Annotated in this window: 17 protein-coding genes; 10 read left to right on the top strand and 7 right to left on the bottom strand. The window is 69.3% G+C overall.

Going from position 1 to position 15,990, the window contains the following annotated elements:
- The 9 genes from DM992_RS06140 (at window position 1) to DM992_RS06100 (ending at window position 9,647) form a co-directional block, all read left to right on the top strand.
- Window positions 1–1,755, top strand: a complete 1,755-nt coding sequence (locus DM992_RS06140; protein ID WP_111016110.1) for an acyl-CoA synthetase family protein — start codon at window positions 1–3, stop codon at window positions 1,753–1,755.
- Entirely contained in the window at window positions 1,752–2,729 is a 978-nt protein-coding gene (locus tag DM992_RS06135) for an acyl-CoA synthetase (RefSeq protein WP_111016109.1), read from the top strand. The genes DM992_RS06140 and DM992_RS06135 overlap by 4 nt, the downstream gene beginning before the upstream one ends.
- Window positions 2,726–3,361 carry an outer membrane lipoprotein carrier protein LolA gene (locus DM992_RS06130; protein WP_111016108.1) on the top strand — a complete coding sequence of 212 codons (636 nt, stop codon included), beginning with the start codon at window positions 2,726–2,728 and terminating at the stop codon, window positions 3,359–3,361. Before DM992_RS06135 ends, DM992_RS06130 begins: the two co-directional genes overlap by 4 nt.
- Entirely contained in the window at window positions 3,361–5,832 is a 2,472-nt protein-coding gene (locus DM992_RS06125; protein ID WP_111016107.1) for an MMPL family transporter, read from the top strand. Before DM992_RS06130 ends, DM992_RS06125 begins: the two co-directional genes overlap by 1 nt.
- The gene (locus DM992_RS06120) at window positions 5,829–6,719 is read left to right on the top strand and encodes a polysaccharide deacetylase family protein (protein ID WP_111016106.1); all 891 of its coding nucleotides are present in this window, start codon (window positions 5,829–5,831) and stop codon (window positions 6,717–6,719) included. The genes DM992_RS06125 and DM992_RS06120 overlap by 4 nt, the downstream gene beginning before the upstream one ends.
- Window positions 6,720–6,782: 63 nt before the next feature.
- Window positions 6,783–7,994, top strand: a complete 1,212-nt coding sequence (locus tag DM992_RS06115; RefSeq protein WP_111017823.1) for a beta-ketoacyl-[acyl-carrier-protein] synthase family protein — start codon at window positions 6,783–6,785, stop codon at window positions 7,992–7,994.
- Window positions 7,995–8,002: 8 nt separating this feature from the next.
- A complete protein-coding gene (locus tag DM992_RS06110; protein ID WP_111016105.1) occupies window positions 8,003–8,818 on the top strand; it encodes a beta-ketoacyl synthase chain length factor in 816 nt (271 codons plus the stop codon).
- Window positions 8,818–9,321, top strand: coding sequence for a hotdog family protein (locus tag DM992_RS06105; RefSeq protein WP_111016104.1), 504 nt, complete (start codon window positions 8,818–8,820; stop codon window positions 9,319–9,321). Before DM992_RS06110 ends, DM992_RS06105 begins: the two co-directional genes overlap by 1 nt.
- The gene (locus DM992_RS06100; RefSeq protein WP_111016103.1) at window positions 9,318–9,647 is read left to right on the top strand and encodes a hypothetical protein; all 330 of its coding nucleotides are present in this window, start codon (window positions 9,318–9,320) and stop codon (window positions 9,645–9,647) included. Before DM992_RS06105 ends, DM992_RS06100 begins: the two co-directional genes overlap by 4 nt.
- 90 nt (window positions 9,648–9,737) lie before the next feature.
- Here the strand turns inward: DM992_RS06100 and DM992_RS06095 are convergent, their stop codons facing one another.
- From DM992_RS06095 to phaP, 4 genes are all read right to left on the bottom strand, one after another.
- The gene (locus DM992_RS06095; protein WP_111016102.1) at window positions 9,738–9,944 is read right to left on the bottom strand and encodes a hypothetical protein; all 207 of its coding nucleotides are present in this window, start codon (window positions 9,942–9,944) and stop codon (window positions 9,738–9,740) included.
- Between the two features lie 109 nt (window positions 9,945–10,053).
- Complete coding sequence (phbB, locus tag DM992_RS06090; RefSeq protein ID WP_111016101.1) at window positions 10,054–10,797, bottom strand: acetoacetyl-CoA reductase; 744 nt, start codon at window positions 10,795–10,797, stop codon at window positions 10,054–10,056.
- Between the two features lie 217 nt (window positions 10,798–11,014).
- Window positions 11,015–12,196: an acetyl-CoA C-acetyltransferase gene (locus tag DM992_RS06085; RefSeq protein WP_111017822.1), complete on the bottom strand. Its 1,182-nt coding sequence runs from the start codon at window positions 12,194–12,196 to the stop codon at window positions 11,015–11,017.
- Window positions 12,197–12,499: 303 nt separating this feature from the next.
- Window positions 12,500–13,087: a TIGR01841 family phasin gene (phaP, locus tag DM992_RS06080; RefSeq protein ID WP_111016100.1), complete on the bottom strand. Its 588-nt coding sequence runs from the start codon at window positions 13,085–13,087 to the stop codon at window positions 12,500–12,502.
- Between the two features lie 288 nt (window positions 13,088–13,375).
- Between phaP and DM992_RS41515 the strand changes: the two genes are divergently transcribed.
- On the top strand, window positions 13,376–13,528 hold the full coding sequence (locus DM992_RS41515; protein WP_162631597.1) for a hypothetical protein: 153 nt from the start codon (window positions 13,376–13,378) through the stop codon (window positions 13,526–13,528).
- Between the two features lie 72 nt (window positions 13,529–13,600).
- Here the strand turns inward: DM992_RS41515 and DM992_RS06070 are convergent, their stop codons facing one another.
- From DM992_RS06070 to mug, 3 genes are all read right to left on the bottom strand, one after another.
- Window positions 13,601–14,365 carry a ParA family protein gene (locus tag DM992_RS06070; RefSeq protein WP_034179044.1) on the bottom strand — a complete coding sequence of 255 codons (765 nt, stop codon included), beginning with the start codon at window positions 14,363–14,365 and terminating at the stop codon, window positions 13,601–13,603.
- Between the two features lie 101 nt (window positions 14,366–14,466).
- Window positions 14,467–15,090, bottom strand: coding sequence for a DNA-3-methyladenine glycosylase (locus DM992_RS06065; protein WP_111016099.1), 624 nt, complete (start codon window positions 15,088–15,090; stop codon window positions 14,467–14,469).
- Window positions 15,077–15,628, bottom strand: coding sequence for a G/U mismatch-specific DNA glycosylase (gene mug, locus DM992_RS06060; RefSeq protein WP_111016098.1), 552 nt, complete (start codon window positions 15,626–15,628; stop codon window positions 15,077–15,079). Before mug ends, DM992_RS06065 begins: the two co-directional genes overlap by 14 nt.
- Window positions 15,629–15,990 lie beyond the last annotated feature (362 nt).

The following is a 15,990-nucleotide window of genomic DNA, read 5'->3' as shown; positions in this document are numbered from 1 at the left end:
ATGCCGACTCATCCGCTGGTATTCCATTCGTCGCCGGACCAGACGATCGCCTGGCGCGACGGCGCGCCCGTCACCGTGCGCACGTTCGTCGCCGATGTCGCGCGCGTCGCCGCCGCGCTGCCCGCCGGCGGCCACGTGTTCAACGTGTGCCGCGACCGCTACCGTTTCGCGGTCAGCCTGTGCGCGGCGCTCGTGGCCGGCAGGATCAGCCTGCTGCCGTCGACGCACACGCCGGAAATGGTCCGCCAGCTCGCGTCGTTCGCGCCCGATGCGTTCTGCCTGCACGACGCGCCCGACTGCGCGATCGACCTGCCGCGGTTCGCGTATCCCGACGCCGCCCCCGGCGACCTCGCCGACGATGCGCCGTTCGCCGTGCCGCAGATCGATGCGGCGCGGATCATGGCGTACGTGTTTACGTCCGGTTCGACCGGCGCGCCGGTGCCGCACCGCAAGACCTGGGGCTTCCTGGTCGGCTGCGTGCGCGCGGCGGCCGACCGCCTCGGGCTGCTCGACGGCCGCGCGGCCACGCTGATCGGCACGGTGCCAGCGCAGCACATGTACGGCTTCGAATCGACGGTGCTGCTCGCGCTGATCGGCGGCCTCGCGTTCAGCAACCGCCAGCCGTTCTACCCGGTCGACATTCGCGACGAACTCGACGCGATCCCCCAGCCGCGCGTGCTCGTCACGTCGCCGATCCACCTGCGTGCGCTGCTGTCGGCCGGCCATGCACTGCCGCGCGCGGCACTCGTGCTGTCGGCCACCGCGCCGCTGTCGGAAAAGCTCGCGTGCGAAGCCGAGGCCGAGCTCGACGCACCGCTCGTCGAGATCTACGGCAGCACCGAGACCGGCCAGATCGCGACCCGCCGCACGTCGCAGGGCGCAGCGTGGCAGCTGTTCCCGGGCATCCGGCTCGACGCGCGCGACGAGCCCGCAAGCGACGGCGCGGGCGACGACGGCGGGCCGACCGTCTGGGTGTCGGGCGGGCACGTCGAGGCGCCCGTGCCGATGGGCGATGCGCTCGAACTGCTCGGCGGCGGCCGCTTCCTGCTGCACGGCCGCAAGGCCGACCTCGTCAACATCGCCGGCAAGCGCACGTCGCTCGCGTACCTGAACCATCAACTCAACGCGATTCCGGATGTAGTCGACGGCGTCTTCTTCATGCCCGACGAAACCGCGGCCGCGCACGCCGACACCGGCCTCGAACCGGTCACGCGCCTCGTCGCGCTCGTCGTCGCGCCGACGCTCGCCGCCGCCGATCTGCAGCGCGCGCTGCGCGAGCGGATCGATCCCGCATTCATGCCGCGCCCGCTCGTGTTCGTCGACGCGCTGCCGCGCAACGAAACGGGCAAGCTGCCGCGCGATGTGCTGGCCGCGCTCGTCGCACGACACGCACGCGCCGCGGCCGCACCGCTGCCCGCGCGCGACGCGGCCCGCACACCCGCGCTCGCGTTCACGATTCCCGCCGACCATCCGGCGCTGCCCGGCCACTTCCCCGGCCATCCGGTCGTGCCGGGCGTCGTGCTGCTCGATCACGCGATCCACGCGATCGGCGCCGCGCTGAACCGCCCGCTGCACGCATGGCGGCTCGGTTCCGCGAAATTCCTCAGCCCCGTCGCGCCCGGCGAACCGCTCGATCTCGCGTTCGACGCCTCGGCCAGCGGCGCAATCCGCTTCACGCTGCGCGCCGGGTCGCGCGATGTCGCGACCGGCGTGCTGTCCGCTCCGCCCGCCGTGCCGGACGGTGCCCAGCCATGAAGCGCACCGCGTGGGCCGAGCGCCAGGAGCGCAGCAACGCGGGATTGCTGCGCGCGATGACGTGGATCTCGCTGCGCTTCGGCCGGCAGCGCGCGCGCATCGTGCTGCATCTGATCGCGACGTATTTCGTGCTGTTCTCGCCGGTCGCGTGCGCGGCGTCGCGCGACTACCTGCGTCGCGTGCTCGGCCGCCCCGCACGCTGGCGCGACGTGTACCGGCACGTGTTCGCATTCGCGGCGACGATCCACGACCGCATCTATCTGATGAACGGGCGCTTCGACCTGTTCGACATCCGGCTGCACGGCGAAACGCTCGTCGACGATGCGCTCGCGGGCGGACGCGGCGCGTTCCTGATGGGGGCGCACCTCGGCAGCTTCGAGGTCGTGCGCGCGATCGGCCGCACGCACCCGGACCTGCGCGTCGTCGTCACGATGTACGAGAACAATGCGCGCAAGATCAACGCGACGCTCGCCGCGGTGAATCCGGCCGCGACGCCGGAAGTGATTCCGCTCGGGCAGGTCGACTCGATGCTGAAGGTACGCGAGCGCCTCGACGCGAACTGCATGGTCGGCATGCTCGCCGACCGTACGCTGCGCGACGACGCGGCCGCGTCGCTGCGGCGGCTGCCGCTGCTCGGCACGCCGGCCGCGTTCCCGCTCGGCCCGCTCTACATGGCCGCGATGCTGCGGCGTCCGGTGATCTTCATGACGGGCCTCTATCGCGACGGCAATCGCTACGATGTGCACTTCGAAACGCTCGCCGATTTCTCCGACGTGCGGCGCGACGCACGCGCGGCTGCCGTCGACGCGGCACTCGCGCGCTACGTCGCGCTGCTGGACAAGTATTGCCGAGCAGCGCCGTACAACTGGTTCAACTATTTCGATTTCTGGCAAGTCGGCAACGCCGCGGCCGCGCGCCGCGACGTTGCGCGCGCCGCCGCCGACCTGCCCGCCACGAGGGATTCCGACGCATGACCGCCGTTCGCCGCCTCCTGCTCCCGCTCGCGCTGCACCGCAGCGCCCGCTTGCTCGCCGCAACCGCCGCCGCGATCGCGCTGGCCGTGCCCGCGCATGCGGCCGACACGGGTTCGGCCTGGAACCTTGATCGGCTGATGTCGACGCTCGCGCAGCACAAGTCGGGGCGTGCGACGTTCACCGAAACGAAGTACCTGTCGATCGCCACGCAGCCGGTCGAATCGTCCGGCGAACTCGTCTTCGTCGCGCCCGATCATCTGGAAAAGCACACGCTGAGCCCGAAGCCCGAACACCTCGTCGTCGACGGCGACATGCTCACCGTCGAGCGCAACGACCGCAAGTACACGCTCGCGCTCGCGCGCTATCCGGAACTCGGCGCGTTCATCGACAGCATCCGCGCGACGCTCGCCGGCAACCGCTTCGCGCTCGAACAGGTGTACAAGGTCGCGCTCGCCGGGCGCGGCGACGACTGGACGCTGACGCTCACGCCGCTCGACTCGCGGATGCTGAAGGTGGTCAGCACGATCACGCTCGACGGCACGCGCGACGTGTTGCGCGGCGTCGCGATCCGGCAGGCCGACGGCGATCATTCGGTGATGCGCCTGCAACCCGTTCCGGCGAATCCGAACTGATGGACGAGCGCACGCGACCTTCATCGTCACCCGTCACGCGCCGCCTGCACGCGTTGCGGCAGCGCGCGGTGCTCGTGTGGCTGCTCGCGCTCGTCGCGTGCGGCGTCGCGATCGGCCGCGCGCACTTCACGGCCGACCTGTCCGCGTTCCTGCCCGGCTCGCCGAGCGCCGGGCAGCGCGTGCTCGTCGACCAGTTGCGCGACGGCATCGTGTCGCGGCTGATCCTCGTCTCGATCGACGGCGGCGATGCAAATACGCGCGCCTCAATGTCGCGGCGCATCGCCGGCACGCTGCGCACCGATCCGCAGTTCGCGGCGGTTCACAACGGCGAAGCCGCGAACGACGCGCGCGACCGGCAGTTCGTCTTCGATCACCGCTACCTGCTGAGCCCGGCCGTCACGCCGCAACGCTTCAGCGCCGACGGCCTGCATCAGGCGCTCGGCGACAGCCTCGACCTGCTGAGCTCGTCGGCCGGCCTCGTCGCCAAGGCGATGCTGCCGCGCGACCCGACCGGCGAAGTCACCGCGCTCGTCGACCAGCTCGACAGCGCGGCGCAGCCGGCGAACCGCGACGGCGTGTGGGCGTCGCGCGACGGCACGCGCGCGGTGCTCGTCGTGCAGACGGCCGCGGCCGGCTCCGACACCGACGCGCAGGCGCGCGCGATCGACACGGTGCGCCGCGCATTCGCCGCCGCGACGCAGGCCGTGCCGAACGCGGCCGCGACCACGCTCGCGATGACGGGCCCCGGCGTGTTCTCGGTCGACATGCGCGACACGATCCGGCACGACGTCGAACGGCTGTCGACGGCGAGTGTCGTGCTGATCGTCGCGCTGCTGCTGACGCTGTACCGTTCGCCGCGCACGCTCGCGCTCGGCTTGCTGCCGGTGCTGACGGGCGTCGCGGCCGGAATCGCGGCGGTCAGCGTCGCGTTCGGCACGGTCCACGGGCTGACGCTCGGCTTCGGCACGACGCTGATCGGCGAAGCCGTCGACTATTCGATCTACCTGTTCGTGCAATCGGCGCAGGCCGGCACGCGCGGCGCCGCGCACCCGGCCGACGCGACGCGCGCATGGCTCGCTGCGTACTGGCCGACGATCCGGCTCGGCGTGCTGACGTCCGTGTGCGGGTTTGCGTCGATGCTGTTCTCCGGATTCCCGGGCCTCGTGCAACTCGGGCTGTATTCGATCGCCGGGCTCACGGCCGCCGCGCTCGTCACTCGCTTCGTGCTGCCGCACCTGCGCGGCGAGCATGTCGCGATCCGCGACGTGTCGCGCGTCGGCGCCGTGCTCGCGCGCGCGGCCGACGCCGCGCCGCGGCTGCGCTGGCCGCTCGCCATGCTCGTGGTCGCCGCGTGCGCGACGCTCGTGCTGCATCGCGACGGCCTGTGGAGCCGCGAGCTCGCCTCGCTCAGCCCCGTGCCGGCGCAGGCGCAGGCGCTCGACGCACGGCTGCGCGCCGATGTCGGCGCGCCCGACGTACGCTACCTCGTCGTGATTTCCGCACCGACCGCGCAGGCCGCGCTCGAAGGCGCCGAAAAGGTCGCCGCGCAACTGCAGCCGCTCGTCGACCGGGGCGCGCTCGCGGGTTTCGAAAGCCCCGCGCGCTACCTGCCGAGCGACGCCGCGCAGCGCGCGCGCCAGGCGAGCCTGCCCGATGCGGACGTGCTCGCCGCGCGAATGCGCGACGCCGTCGCGAACCAGCCGATCGCGGTGAAACCCGACCTGTTCGCGCCGTTCATCGCCGATGTCGAAGCCGCGCGCCACGCGCCGCTGCTGACGCGCACTGACTTGCGCGGCACGTCGATGGCGCTCGCGGTCGATGCGCTGCTGACCGAACGCGAGGGCCGCTGGAACGCGATGCTGTCGCTGCGCGCGCCGGACGCCGCACGCGCGGCGCAATCGGCGCAAGGGATCGACGCCACGCCGATACGCGCGGCCGTCGCGCGCGCGGGCGTGCCCGATGCGCTGTTCGTCGACATGAAGGCCGAAGCCGACCGCCTGTACGTGAGCTACGTGCACGAGGACATCCGGCTGTCGCTCGCGGGTTTCGCGGCGATCACCGTGCTGCTGCTGATCGCGCTGCGCTCGCCGCGCCGTGCCGTGCGCGCGCTCGCGCCGCTCGTCGCGGCCGTGCTGGTCGTGACGGCCGGCTTCGCGCTCGCCGGCGTGCAACTGACGATCCTGCACCTGGTCGGCATGCTGCTGATCGTCGCGGTCGGCTCGAACTACGCGCTGTTCTTCTGCAAGCGCGACGACGCGCAGCCCGTCACGCCGTACACGCTCGTGTCGCTGCTGGTCGCGAACCTCGCGACGGTCGCCGGCTTCGGGCTGCTGGCGCTGTCGCGCGTGCCGCTGCTCGAAACCTTCGGGCTGACCGTCGGCCCCGGCGCGATACTCGCGCTCGCGTTCGCGGCGATACTCGCGCCGCGCGCCGCGGCGGCCGGCGGTCGTCGTCAACGGAGCCAGGCATGAACGCACCGTCGTCCGCTCCGCCTCGACAGCCCGGCCAATCCGGCGTGCGCCGCTGGAAACCGACGCCGCTGATCGCGGGCACGGCCGCGCTGCACGCGGGCGCGGCGGCCGCCGCCGTCGCTCAGCCAGCCGCGTGGCCGTGGGCCGTCGGCAGCGTGGTCGCGTCGCATCTCGCGCTGACCGCTGCCGGCCTGTGGCCGCGCAGCACGCTGCTCGGCCCGAACTGGACGCGCCTGCCGGCCGGCGCCGGCCGCCGGATCGCGCTGACGATCGACGACGGCCCGGACCCGGACGTCACGCCGCGCGTACTCGACCTGCTCGACCGTTACGACGCGCGCGCAACGTTCTTCTGCATCGGCGATCTGGCGCGCCGTCATCCGCGGTGGGTCGAAGCGATCGTCGCGCGCGGTCACGCGATCGAGAACCACAGCCAGCGGCACCGGCACACGTTCTCGCTGTCGGGGCCCGCCGCGCTGCGGCGCGAGATCGCGGCCGCGCAGCAGACACTGACCGAGATCGCCGGCACGCGCCCGCTGTTCTTCCGCGCGCCGGCCGGCCTGCGCAATCCGTTTCTCGAACCGGTGCTGTGCGAACTCGGCCTGCAGCTTGCGAGCTGGACGCGGCGCGGCTTCGACACGCGCGCGCACGGCGCCGCGACCGTCACGCGCCGCCTGCTGCACGGCCTCGCGCCGCGCGACATCCTGCTCGTGCACGACGGTCATGCGGCACGCGACGCGCGCGGCGAACCGATCGTGCTCGACGTACTGCAAGCGGTGCTGCGCGCAGCCGCCGATGCGCAACTGCACTGGACCACGCTGCGCGCGGCGCTCGCGCCCGAACCGCCCGGCCAGCCGGGCGTTCCGGCACCCCCGTTTGATAAAATCTGAACTCGAACGGCGCGCCTGCCAGCCTTGCTGCGGCGCCCGTTCCGGCCACCGGATGCGACCCTCGTGAAACCTCTCCTGCTCTCGCACTTCACCGCCACCAGCTGCATCGGCCGCGGCCTCGATGCGACCCTCGACGCGCTGCGCGACGCCCGCGGCGGGCTCGCGCCGTGCGACTTCGAGCGTGCGGATCTCGACACGTGGATCGGCGCGGTGGACGGCGTCGACGAGCAACCCGTGCGCGCGGACCTCGCCGACTTCGAGTGCCGCAACAACCGCCTCGCGCAACTCGCCCTCACGCAGGACGGCTTCGCGGCACGCGTCGCGGCAGCCGTCGCGCGCTACGGCGCCGCACGCGTCGGCGTGTTCGTCGGCACAAGCACGGCCGGCATCCTCGAGACCGAACTCGCGTACCAGCATCGAGATCCGGCGAGCGGCGCACTGCCCGCCGATTTTCGTTATGCGCACACGCACAACCCGTATTCGCCGGCCGCGTTCGTGCGAGCGTATTTCGCGCTGCGCGGGCCGGCGATGGCGATCTCGTCCGCGTGCTCGTCCGGCGCGAAGGTGTTCGGCTCCGCGCGCCGCATGATCGAGGCCGGGTTGATCGACGCGGCCGTCGTCGGCGGCGTCGATTCGCTGTGCCTGACAACGCTGTACGGCTTCAACTCGCTAGAACTGCTGTCGCGCCGACCGTGCCGGCCGTTCGACGTCGCACGCGACGGCATCTCGATCGGCGAGGCCGCGGCATTCGCGCTCGTCGAACGCGTGCCCGAACCGCCCGCCGCGCTCGACGGCAACGCGGTCCTGCTGCTTGGCATCGGCGAATCGAGCGATGCGCACCACATGTCGTCGCCGCATCCGGACGGGCTCGGCGCTCGCATCGCGATCGAGCAGGCGCTCGCGTCCGCCGGCCTCGACGCGAACGACATCGATTACGTGAACCTGCACGGCACCGCGACGCCGAGCAACGACGCGGCCGAAAGCCGCGCGGTCGGCGCGCTGCTCGCGCGCACGCCGTGCAGCTCGACGAAGGGCGCGACCGGCCATACGCTCGGCGCGGCCGGCGCGCTCGAAGCGGTCGTCGCCGCGCTCGCGCTGCGCGAGCAGTTCGTGCCGGCCGGCGTCAACACGACGCAGCCCGACCCGGCGCTCGCCGCCGACTACGTGCTCGCGAGCCGCGATATGCGCGTGCGTACCGTGCTTTCCAATTCGTTCGGCTTCGGCGGCACGAATTGCAGCCTGATCCTCGGCCGCGCCGGCCACGTACGCCGTTGAGGCCCGACATGACGCTCACCGCCTTCATCGAAAGCATCGGCCTCGTCGGGCCGGGATTGAACGACTGGCCGCACGCGGCCGACGTGCTCGCGGGCCGCGCGGCCTATGCAAGCGCACGCACCGTGCCGCCGCCGCCGGCCGGCCTGCCGTCGGCCGAGCGGCGCCGCACGAGCCCCGTCGTGCGCGTCGCGCTCGCGGTCGGCCACGAAGCGGTCGCGGCAAGCGGACGCGATGCGGCCACGCTCGCGACCGTGTTCAGCGCGTCCGGCGGCGACGGCCAGAACTGCCACGCGATCTGCGAAACCCTCGCTGGCGACGATCGCCAGCTGTCGCCTACGCGCTTCCACAACTCCGTGCACAACGCACCGGCCGGCTACTGGAGCATCGCGACCCGCGCGATGGCGACGTCGAACGTGCTGTGCGCGCACGACGGCAGCTTTGCCGCGGGCCTGCTCGAGAGCCTGTGCCAGGTCGCGGTCGATCGCGTGCCGACCCTGCTGATCGCGTACGACACCGACTATCCGGAGCCGCTGCGCGCGGTGCGGCCGATCGACGACGCATTCGGCGTCGCGCTCGTGTTCGCACCCGAAGCGAGCGCGCGCGCGCTCGCCCGCATCGACGTGCAGCTCACGGACGCACCCGCCACGACGCTCGCAAATGCCGAGCTCGACGCACTTCGCGCGGGCAATCCGGCCGCGCGCGTGCTGCCGCTGCTCGACGCGCTGGCCGCACGGCGTTCGACGCGCGTCGTGCTCGACTACCTGGCCGATACGCGCGTGCAGGTCGACGTCGCGATCCCGGATGCCTTCGCGGAGCGCGCATGATGGCCACGACGATCGCGTTGACGCCGCCGCTCGACCACGCGTGGATCGCAGCGCACATTCCGCACGGCGGCACGATGTGCGTGCTCGATACGGTCGATGCGTGGGACGCCGAACGCATCCGTTGCACCGCGACGAGCCACCGCGATCCGCACAACCCGCTGCGCTCGCACGGCCGGCTCGCGTCGGTCTGCGGCATCGAATACGCGGCGCAGGCGATGGCCGTGCACGGCGCGCTGCTCGGTGCGCAAGAAGAACGCCCGCGCGTCGGCTATCTGGCGAGCGTGCGCAACGTCGACGCGTTCGTCGACCGGCTCGACGCGTTCGACCTGCCGCTCACCGTCGACGCGGAACGCATGAGCGGCGACGGCCGCTCGGTGCTGTACGGCTTCGCGCTGAGCTGCGGCGATCGCGTGCTGCTGACCGGCCGCGCCGCGGTGATGCTCGACGCATCGGCGGCCGGAGCGTTTGCCCCGCCGCCCGCCGGCAATTCGAATCCTCGATGAAGAGACTTATACAAGGAAACCAGGTCGTGAAAGTTCGTCAGTTCATGGGCACCGCACTCGTTCTGGCGCTGCTCAGCCCGATCGCGCATGCGGACATGTCGGAAGTGAAGCAGGACATCAAGCGCGATTCGAAGGAAGCCGCGCACAAGACGGGCGAAGCTGCGCGCAGCTTCGGCCACGCAACCGCGAGCGCCGCGAAGGCGGTCGGGCACGGGGTTGCACACGCGTCGCGCGAAGGCTGGGATGCCACCAAGCGCACGACGAAGCGGATCTTCCACAAGAACGACTCGGGCGAGTCGGGTAGCAAGAGCGAAAAGAGCGATTGAGCACGCGCATCGCGCGCATCACCGACTGCATGCGCGCGATGCGTGACCGTCCGCCAATCGCGACGCCGCGTTACCACGGCGTCGCGGCCGTCAGCGCGCGCCGCGCATGCGGCGTGCCGGCCTCGCCGTCCTGCGCGCGAAGCACTTGCCGTACGCGACGAACCAGCAATCGCGATGATCGAAGTTCCGCAGCAACCGCGCGCGGCGCCGCTCCAGCCAGTAGAGCAAGATCGCCATCGTCAGCGCGACGGCCAGTGCCGAGCCGCCGATCAAGAGTCCCATCCAGGTTTCACCCATGCCTTCTCCGGAATGCGAGGCCGAAGCGGCGCGCCTGCCGCCGCTCCGGCACTGGATACAGCGGAACGCGGCCCCACCCGCACGCGAACGCGGTCCGGGCCGCCGCGCGTCAGTGCATGTGCTGGCCGCCGTTGATCGCGATGTTGGAGCCCGTCACGAAACCCGCCTCTTCCGAGCACAGGTAAGCGACCAGCGCCGCGACTTCCTCGGGCTTGCCGAGCCGGCCCGCCGGAATCTGCGGGAGGATCTTCGTGTCGAGGATGTCCTGCGGGATCGCCGTGACCATCTTCGTCGCGAGGTAGCCCGGCGACACCGTGTTTACCGTCACGCCCTTGCGCGCGACCTCGAGCGCGAGCGATTTCGTGAACCCGTGCATGCCGGCCTTCGCGGCCGCGTAGTTGGTCTGGCCGACCGAACCCTTCGAGCCGTTCACCGACGAGATGTTGACGATGCGACCCCAGCCGCGCTCGACCATGCCTTCGCAGACGGGCTTCGTCATGTTGAACACGGAATCGAGGTTCGTGCGGATCACGGCATCCCAGTTCACCTTGTCGAGCTTGCGCAGCGTCATGTCGCGCGTGATGCCCGCGTTGTTCACGAGAATGTCGACCGGGCCGACTTCCCGCACGATCGTCTCGATGCATTGCTGGCACGAATCGTAATCGGCCACGTCCACCGGGTACGCATGGAACTCGCGGCCGGCCGCGTGCATCTCGGTCAGCCAGCGGTCGGCGCCGGTGTTGTTCGGCGAATACGTGACGACTACCCGGTGGCCCGCGTCGTTCAACCTGATGCTGACCGCTTCGCCGAGACCGCCCATTCCACCTGTCACAACTGCAATTCGCTTAGTCATCCTATAAATTACCGACAAAAAAGTAATCGATGAATGCAGGGCGACGGCATCGCACATGCTGCCGCCCCACCGCTTCGATGCGCAGCCGCCCGCGTCGCGGGCGCGGCACGCACCGGAACATCGCGCTTGTTGTTGGCTGCTTGTCGTGCGCGACACTCGCTTCGCCCGCCTGGGGCGCCGGCCGGCGCCCCAGGCGGGTCGTGTCTTCAGACCCGGCTCAGACGCGCTCGACCGCGAGCGCGACGCCCATCCCGCCGCCGATGCACAGCGACGCCAGCCCGCGCTTCGCATCGCGCTTGGCCATCTCGTGCAGCAGCGTCACCAGGATCCGGCAGCCCGACGCGCCGATCGGGTGACCGATCGCGATCGCCCCGCCGTTCACGTTCACCTTCGACGTGTCCCAGCCCATCTGCTTGTGCACCGCCAGCGCCTGCGCCGCGAACGCCTCGTTGACCTCCATCAGGTCCAGGTCGCCCGGCGTCCAGCCCGCGCGCTCCAGGCACCGCCGCGACGCCGGCACCGGGCCCATCCCCATCACGCTCGGATCCACGCCCGCGTTCGCATACGCCTTGATCCGCGCCAGCGGCGTCAGACCCAGCGCCGCCGCCTTCTGCGCCGACATCACCAGCACCGCCGCCGCGCCGTCGTTCAGGCCCGACGCGTTCGCCGCCGTCACCGTACCGTCCTTCGAGAACGCCGGCTTCAGCCCCGCCAGCGATTCCGCCGTCACGCCGTGACGCACGAACTCGTCGGTCGCGAACTGCAGCGGCTCGCCCTTGCGTTGCGGAATCGACACCGGAACGATCTCGTCGTTGAAGCGCCCGGCCTTCTGCGCCGCTTCAGCCTTGTTCTGCGACAGCGCCGCGAACGCGTCCTGCTCGTCGCGCGTAATGCCGTATTCCTTCGCGACGTTCTCCGCCGTGATGCCCATGTGGTACTGGTTGTACACGTCCCACAGCCCGTCGACGATCATCGTGTCGACCAGCTTCGCGTCGCCCATCCGGAACCCGTCGCGCGAGCCCGGCAGCACGTGCGGCGACGCGCTCATGTTCTCCTGGCCGCCCGCGATCACGATCTCCGCGTCGCCCGCGACGATCGCGTTCGCCGCCAGCATCACGGCCTTCAGGCCCGAGCCGCACACCTTGTTGATCGTCATCCCCGGCACTGCCGTCGGCAGCCCGGCCTTGATCAGCGACTGCCGCGCCGGGTTCTGCCCCGAGCCGGCCGTCAGCACCTGGCCCATGATCACTTCGCTGACCTGCTCGGGCTTCACGCCCGCACGCTCCAGCACCGCGCGGATCACCGTCGCGCCCAGCTCAGGCGCCGCAATCTTCGCAAGCGAGCCGCCGAATTTGCCGACCGCGGTCCGCGCGGCCGATACGATCACTACGTCCGTCATGTTCAGTTCCTGCATCGAAATCAGTTCGTCGTTCTGACGCCGGCACGAGCCGGCTGCAATTGGCGATGGCGCACGTCGGGCCATTCGGCGCGATAAAGGTCAGGTCGCACGCCGACACGCCACGAGCAGTGCGGGACGCGCCGGCGGCACACCGGCAGGGCCCGCACATGCACCGGCACCTTGCGGCAAACCGGAGGGCCGCCGTGCACCGCGCGGCACACGGCGCCATCCGACGCCGATCAATCGTGTCGCGCCTGCGCGCGACACGCGCTCACGTTCGCGGTTGCGTCCGCGGTTACGTCGTTATGCGGCCGATTCGCGCGCAGCCGCAGCTGCGTCCTTGCGTGCGGCGGCAGCCGTCTGCTTGCCGCCACGCGTGGCCGTTTCGCTGACCGCATCGAAGCTGCTCTGTGCGGCTTCGATCGCCTGCCCCGTCGCTGCGCGCACGGAGTCGGCCGCTGCCGTCGCCGCGGACAGCGCCGAATTCAGTGCGGCCACCACCGGCGCCGAGCCGGCCGGCGCATGCTTCGACAGTTCGCCGATCACGTCCTTCAGACGCTTGTCGTTCTGTTCGTATTGCGCCTGCGCGACCTTCGCCCATTCGGCTTGCGTCGACACCGCGATGTCGAACAGATGGCGGCCGTACGACACGACCTTGCCGGCCGCTTCCTGCGGTACGGCCGCCTGCTGCGCGAAACCCGCGGCCGGATTGCTGCTGTTGAAGGCGTTCTTCAGCTTGTCTTCGTATTCCTCGAGCGCCGTCCGGGCCGCTTGCAGGTTGAGTTCGACGACAGCCTCGAAACCCTTGATCGCCGGACGGGCGATCGCGAACCACGCAGCGATACCGGCTTGATAATCGGCGGCGAATTTTTCGGGGGCAAATACGGACATCGGGCACGCTCCTGTTGGCAATGCGAGAGACGACGTAAAGAAAAATAGAAGCCAGATCGAAAGCCGGCTTACTTATTGACAACCCGCCACTCATTTTGAGCACGGGAAGTTGAAGGACGTCATTCTAGATCGATTAATTGTCAATAAAATGGCATTAATGATAGGTGTAAACCCTTATTTCATTTCGATCGGCCGCCTAAGCCTGCGGCGCACCGACATCACATAGAAAAAAATACCGCGGCACTCTGTCCCGCATTTTCCTTTTACCTTTTTACAGCATAGCGCATCGTGACGCCGCTCAACATTTACCCATTCGTTATTCCGTTTATTAGAAAACCGGCGGTCATTGAAAATGGAGCAGGCACTTATGTAATCGTTTTTCCTGGATTTATTATGAAATCGTTTCCGGGATTATTAATGACAAAATCAATGATCGGATGAATTGCGGGTCGCAACGGAAAAACTGGCGCGGCCGTATGAAACGGCCGCGGCCGGCGCCGGCGTGCGGGGGGATCAGCCAGCCAGTTCGCGATGCAGTGCGCGGAATTCCTGCGCGAGCTTGTGCCCGGGTTCGAGATGGATCACCGGCTTGGACTGCTGATGCGACTCGCGGATCTTCACCGACGCCGACAGCCTCGACGCGAGCACCGGCAGCCCTTCGTCGACGAGTTCGTCGACCAGCCGTTGCGGCAGGCTCGCGCGCGGCTGGAACTGGTTGATGACGATTCCTTCCACCTCGAGCGCCGCATTGTGGTCCTGCTGGATTTCCTTCACGTTCTCGAGCAGCGTGTACAGCGCGCGGCGCGAGAAGTCGTCGCAATCGAACGGGATCAGGCAGCGCTCCACCGCGATCAGCGCCGAGCGCGTATAGAAATTCAGCGCGGGCGGCGTGTCGATGTACACGGCGTCGTAGGTGTCGAGCTCGTTCAGCGCGTCACGCAGCTTGTAGATCTTGTAGCGCGATTCGAGCTTGCCGTGCAGCGTGTCGAGGTCCGGATGCGCGGGCATTACGTCGAGCCCTTCGAATGGGGTCGGATGGATGAACGACGCGACGTCGACCGGACGGAAGTTGAAGGTCAGCGCGGTTTCGAAGAAGCCGGCCACACCCGGTTGCGCGTCGGCCGCGGCGTCGCCGAGCAGGTAGCGCGTGGAGTTCGCCTGCGCATCGAGGTCGATGACCAGCGTGCGCAGCCCTTCGCTCGCGCTGATCGCCGCCAGGTTGCAGACGATCGTCGACTTGCCCACGCCGCCCTTCTGGTTGAATACGACCCGCCGCATGGTGTCTCCTCGATCGAAACGTCGAAAGGATCAGCTTAGCCGGTCAATAATGGCGGCTGCGTGACGCAGATCGAATTACGCGCGATTGTGGACGGCACGCATCAGGTGCGCGGCAGCGCCCCCGACACATATCGGTTGCCGGGCACGCTCCACCGCCACGGGAAATTCCTGCCGACGCGAATGCCGATGCGCGGCCCGCCCGCCAGATCCGCGGGCGGCGCGATGCCGTCGTCCACGACCGCGAACCCTTCGCGCGCGCCGACCAGATCGACGCCATCCTGGGCGCCGCCGATCCCCATCGCCTGGGTCAGCCGCGCCGGCCCGCGGCACAGATCGCGATCGCGCGTCAGCGGCGGCCGTGCCGCGCGCATCCGTTCGAGCCCGTGCAGCGGTTCCAGCGCACGGATCAGCACGCCCGTTCCCGCTCCGTCGGGGCCGCACACGCAATTGCAGCACCAGTGCATGCCGTACGTGAAATAGACGTACAGGTGCCCGGGCGGCCCGAACATCGTCGCATTGCGCGGCGTCTTGCCGCGATAAGTATGCGCCGCCGGGTCGATCGCGCCGGCATAGGCCTCCACTTCGATGATGCGGCCCGCCCGGCCGTCAGCTGCCGCGAGAATCTTGTTGAGCAGTTGCGGCGCGACGTCGGTAGCTGCGCGATCGAAGAACGCACGCGGCAATACGGTGCCCGGCCACGGGGATGCCGTCTTACCGAGTCGCATCCGGCTGCCCCTCCGGCTGACGACCGGAAGCGGTCCGCGCGTGCAGATAAAGCTGACGGTACGCATCGACCAGATCGTCGAGGCCGAACGCAAGATTTCTCCCGCTGGGATTGGGCAGCACCCAGACGCTCGCGCGCTGCATGCGGGCCGGCTGCAATCCCCACGCGACTTCACGTTGCCCCGAAAGTGCCGAGTACGCCGCCTTGCCGAGAAACGCGACAAAGCGCGGCCCGTAACGCGCTACCTTCCGTTCGAACTCCGCGGCCGAGGCGAGGAATTCCGCGCGCGAAAGCTGACCGGCACTCGCGGTCGGCCGCTTCACCACCGCCGTCAGGCCGCAGCCGTACCCGAGTATCGCGCGATCGTCCTGCGGAGGAATTTCCGTTGGCGTGAAACCCGCGAGATGAATCACGCGCCAGAAGCGGTTGCTTCTCCCCGCGAAGTGATGCCCGGTCGCGGCGGCGGTCATGCCGGGGTTGATCCCGCAGAACAGCACGTCGAGATGCGGAGCGATGAGGTCGGGGAGTTCGTCAGCCACGATTCATCTGGAGTGCGACGTACAAGAACGTAAACGAAGCAAGGCCCGAATACCCGGGCCAAGCGACTGGCTTGACTCGGACATTCGGGCCCATCGTGATGCGGGATGCCGACTTGCCGGTCAGAAGGGTTAGCGGAACATGCCACCGTAAAAAAATCTGCCAACCTCTTGAAGCGCCACAAATTCCAATGACCGACGGTGGCCACATGTAACGAGCCTTCCAGCAAAGCCTTGGCAAGCCCTTTGTATGCTGACCGATGCGGTCGGAATCGTGAACCCTCGCGCCTCGAACGGTGGGCTGTTCACCACCGAATCGACTACGTCGCTCAAGGTTCATATCCTATAGGCAGCTGTATACGATA

This window comes from Burkholderia sp. JP2-270, from assembly GCF_003233675.1.
GTDB classification, from domain to species: Bacteria; Pseudomonadota; Gammaproteobacteria; order Burkholderiales; family Burkholderiaceae; genus Burkholderia; species Burkholderia pyrrocinia_C.
This window is presented reverse-complemented; position numbering and strand designations above follow the sequence as displayed.

Coding starts and splice junctions, on each gene's coding strand:
- DM992_RS06135 (WP_111016109.1), top strand. CDS start 1,752: ATGAAGCGCACCGCGTGGGCCGAGCGCCAGGAGCGCAGCAACGCGGGA.
- DM992_RS06070 (WP_034179044.1), bottom strand. CDS start 14,365: ATGCGGCGGGTCGTATTCAACCAGAAGGGCGGCGTGGGCAAGTCGACG.
- DM992_RS06125 (WP_111016107.1), top strand. CDS start 3,361: ATGGACGAGCGCACGCGACCTTCATCGTCACCCGTCACGCGCCGCCTG.
- DM992_RS06140 (WP_111016110.1), top strand. CDS start 1: ATGCCGACTCATCCGCTGGTATTCCATTCGTCGCCGGACCAGACGATC.
- DM992_RS06065 (WP_111016099.1), bottom strand. CDS start 15,090: ATGCGACTCGGTAAGACGGCATCCCCGTGGCCGGGCACCGTATTGCCG.
- phbB (WP_111016101.1), bottom strand. CDS start 10,797: ATGACTAAGCGAATTGCAGTTGTGACAGGTGGAATGGGCGGTCTCGGC.
- phaP (WP_111016100.1), bottom strand. CDS start 13,087: ATGTCCGTATTTGCCCCCGAAAAATTCGCCGCCGATTATCAAGCCGGT.
- DM992_RS06095 (WP_111016102.1), bottom strand. CDS start 9,944: ATGGGTGAAACCTGGATGGGACTCTTGATCGGCGGCTCGGCACTGGCC.
- DM992_RS06120 (WP_111016106.1), top strand. CDS start 5,829: ATGAACGCACCGTCGTCCGCTCCGCCTCGACAGCCCGGCCAATCCGGC.
- DM992_RS06130 (WP_111016108.1), top strand. CDS start 2,726: ATGACCGCCGTTCGCCGCCTCCTGCTCCCGCTCGCGCTGCACCGCAGC.
- DM992_RS06105 (WP_111016104.1), top strand. CDS start 8,818: ATGGCCACGACGATCGCGTTGACGCCGCCGCTCGACCACGCGTGGATC.
- DM992_RS06100 (WP_111016103.1), top strand. CDS start 9,318: ATGAAGAGACTTATACAAGGAAACCAGGTCGTGAAAGTTCGTCAGTTC.
- DM992_RS06085 (WP_111017822.1), bottom strand. CDS start 12,196: ATGACGGACGTAGTGATCGTATCGGCCGCGCGGACCGCGGTCGGCAAA.
- DM992_RS06110 (WP_111016105.1), top strand. CDS start 8,003: ATGACGCTCACCGCCTTCATCGAAAGCATCGGCCTCGTCGGGCCGGGA.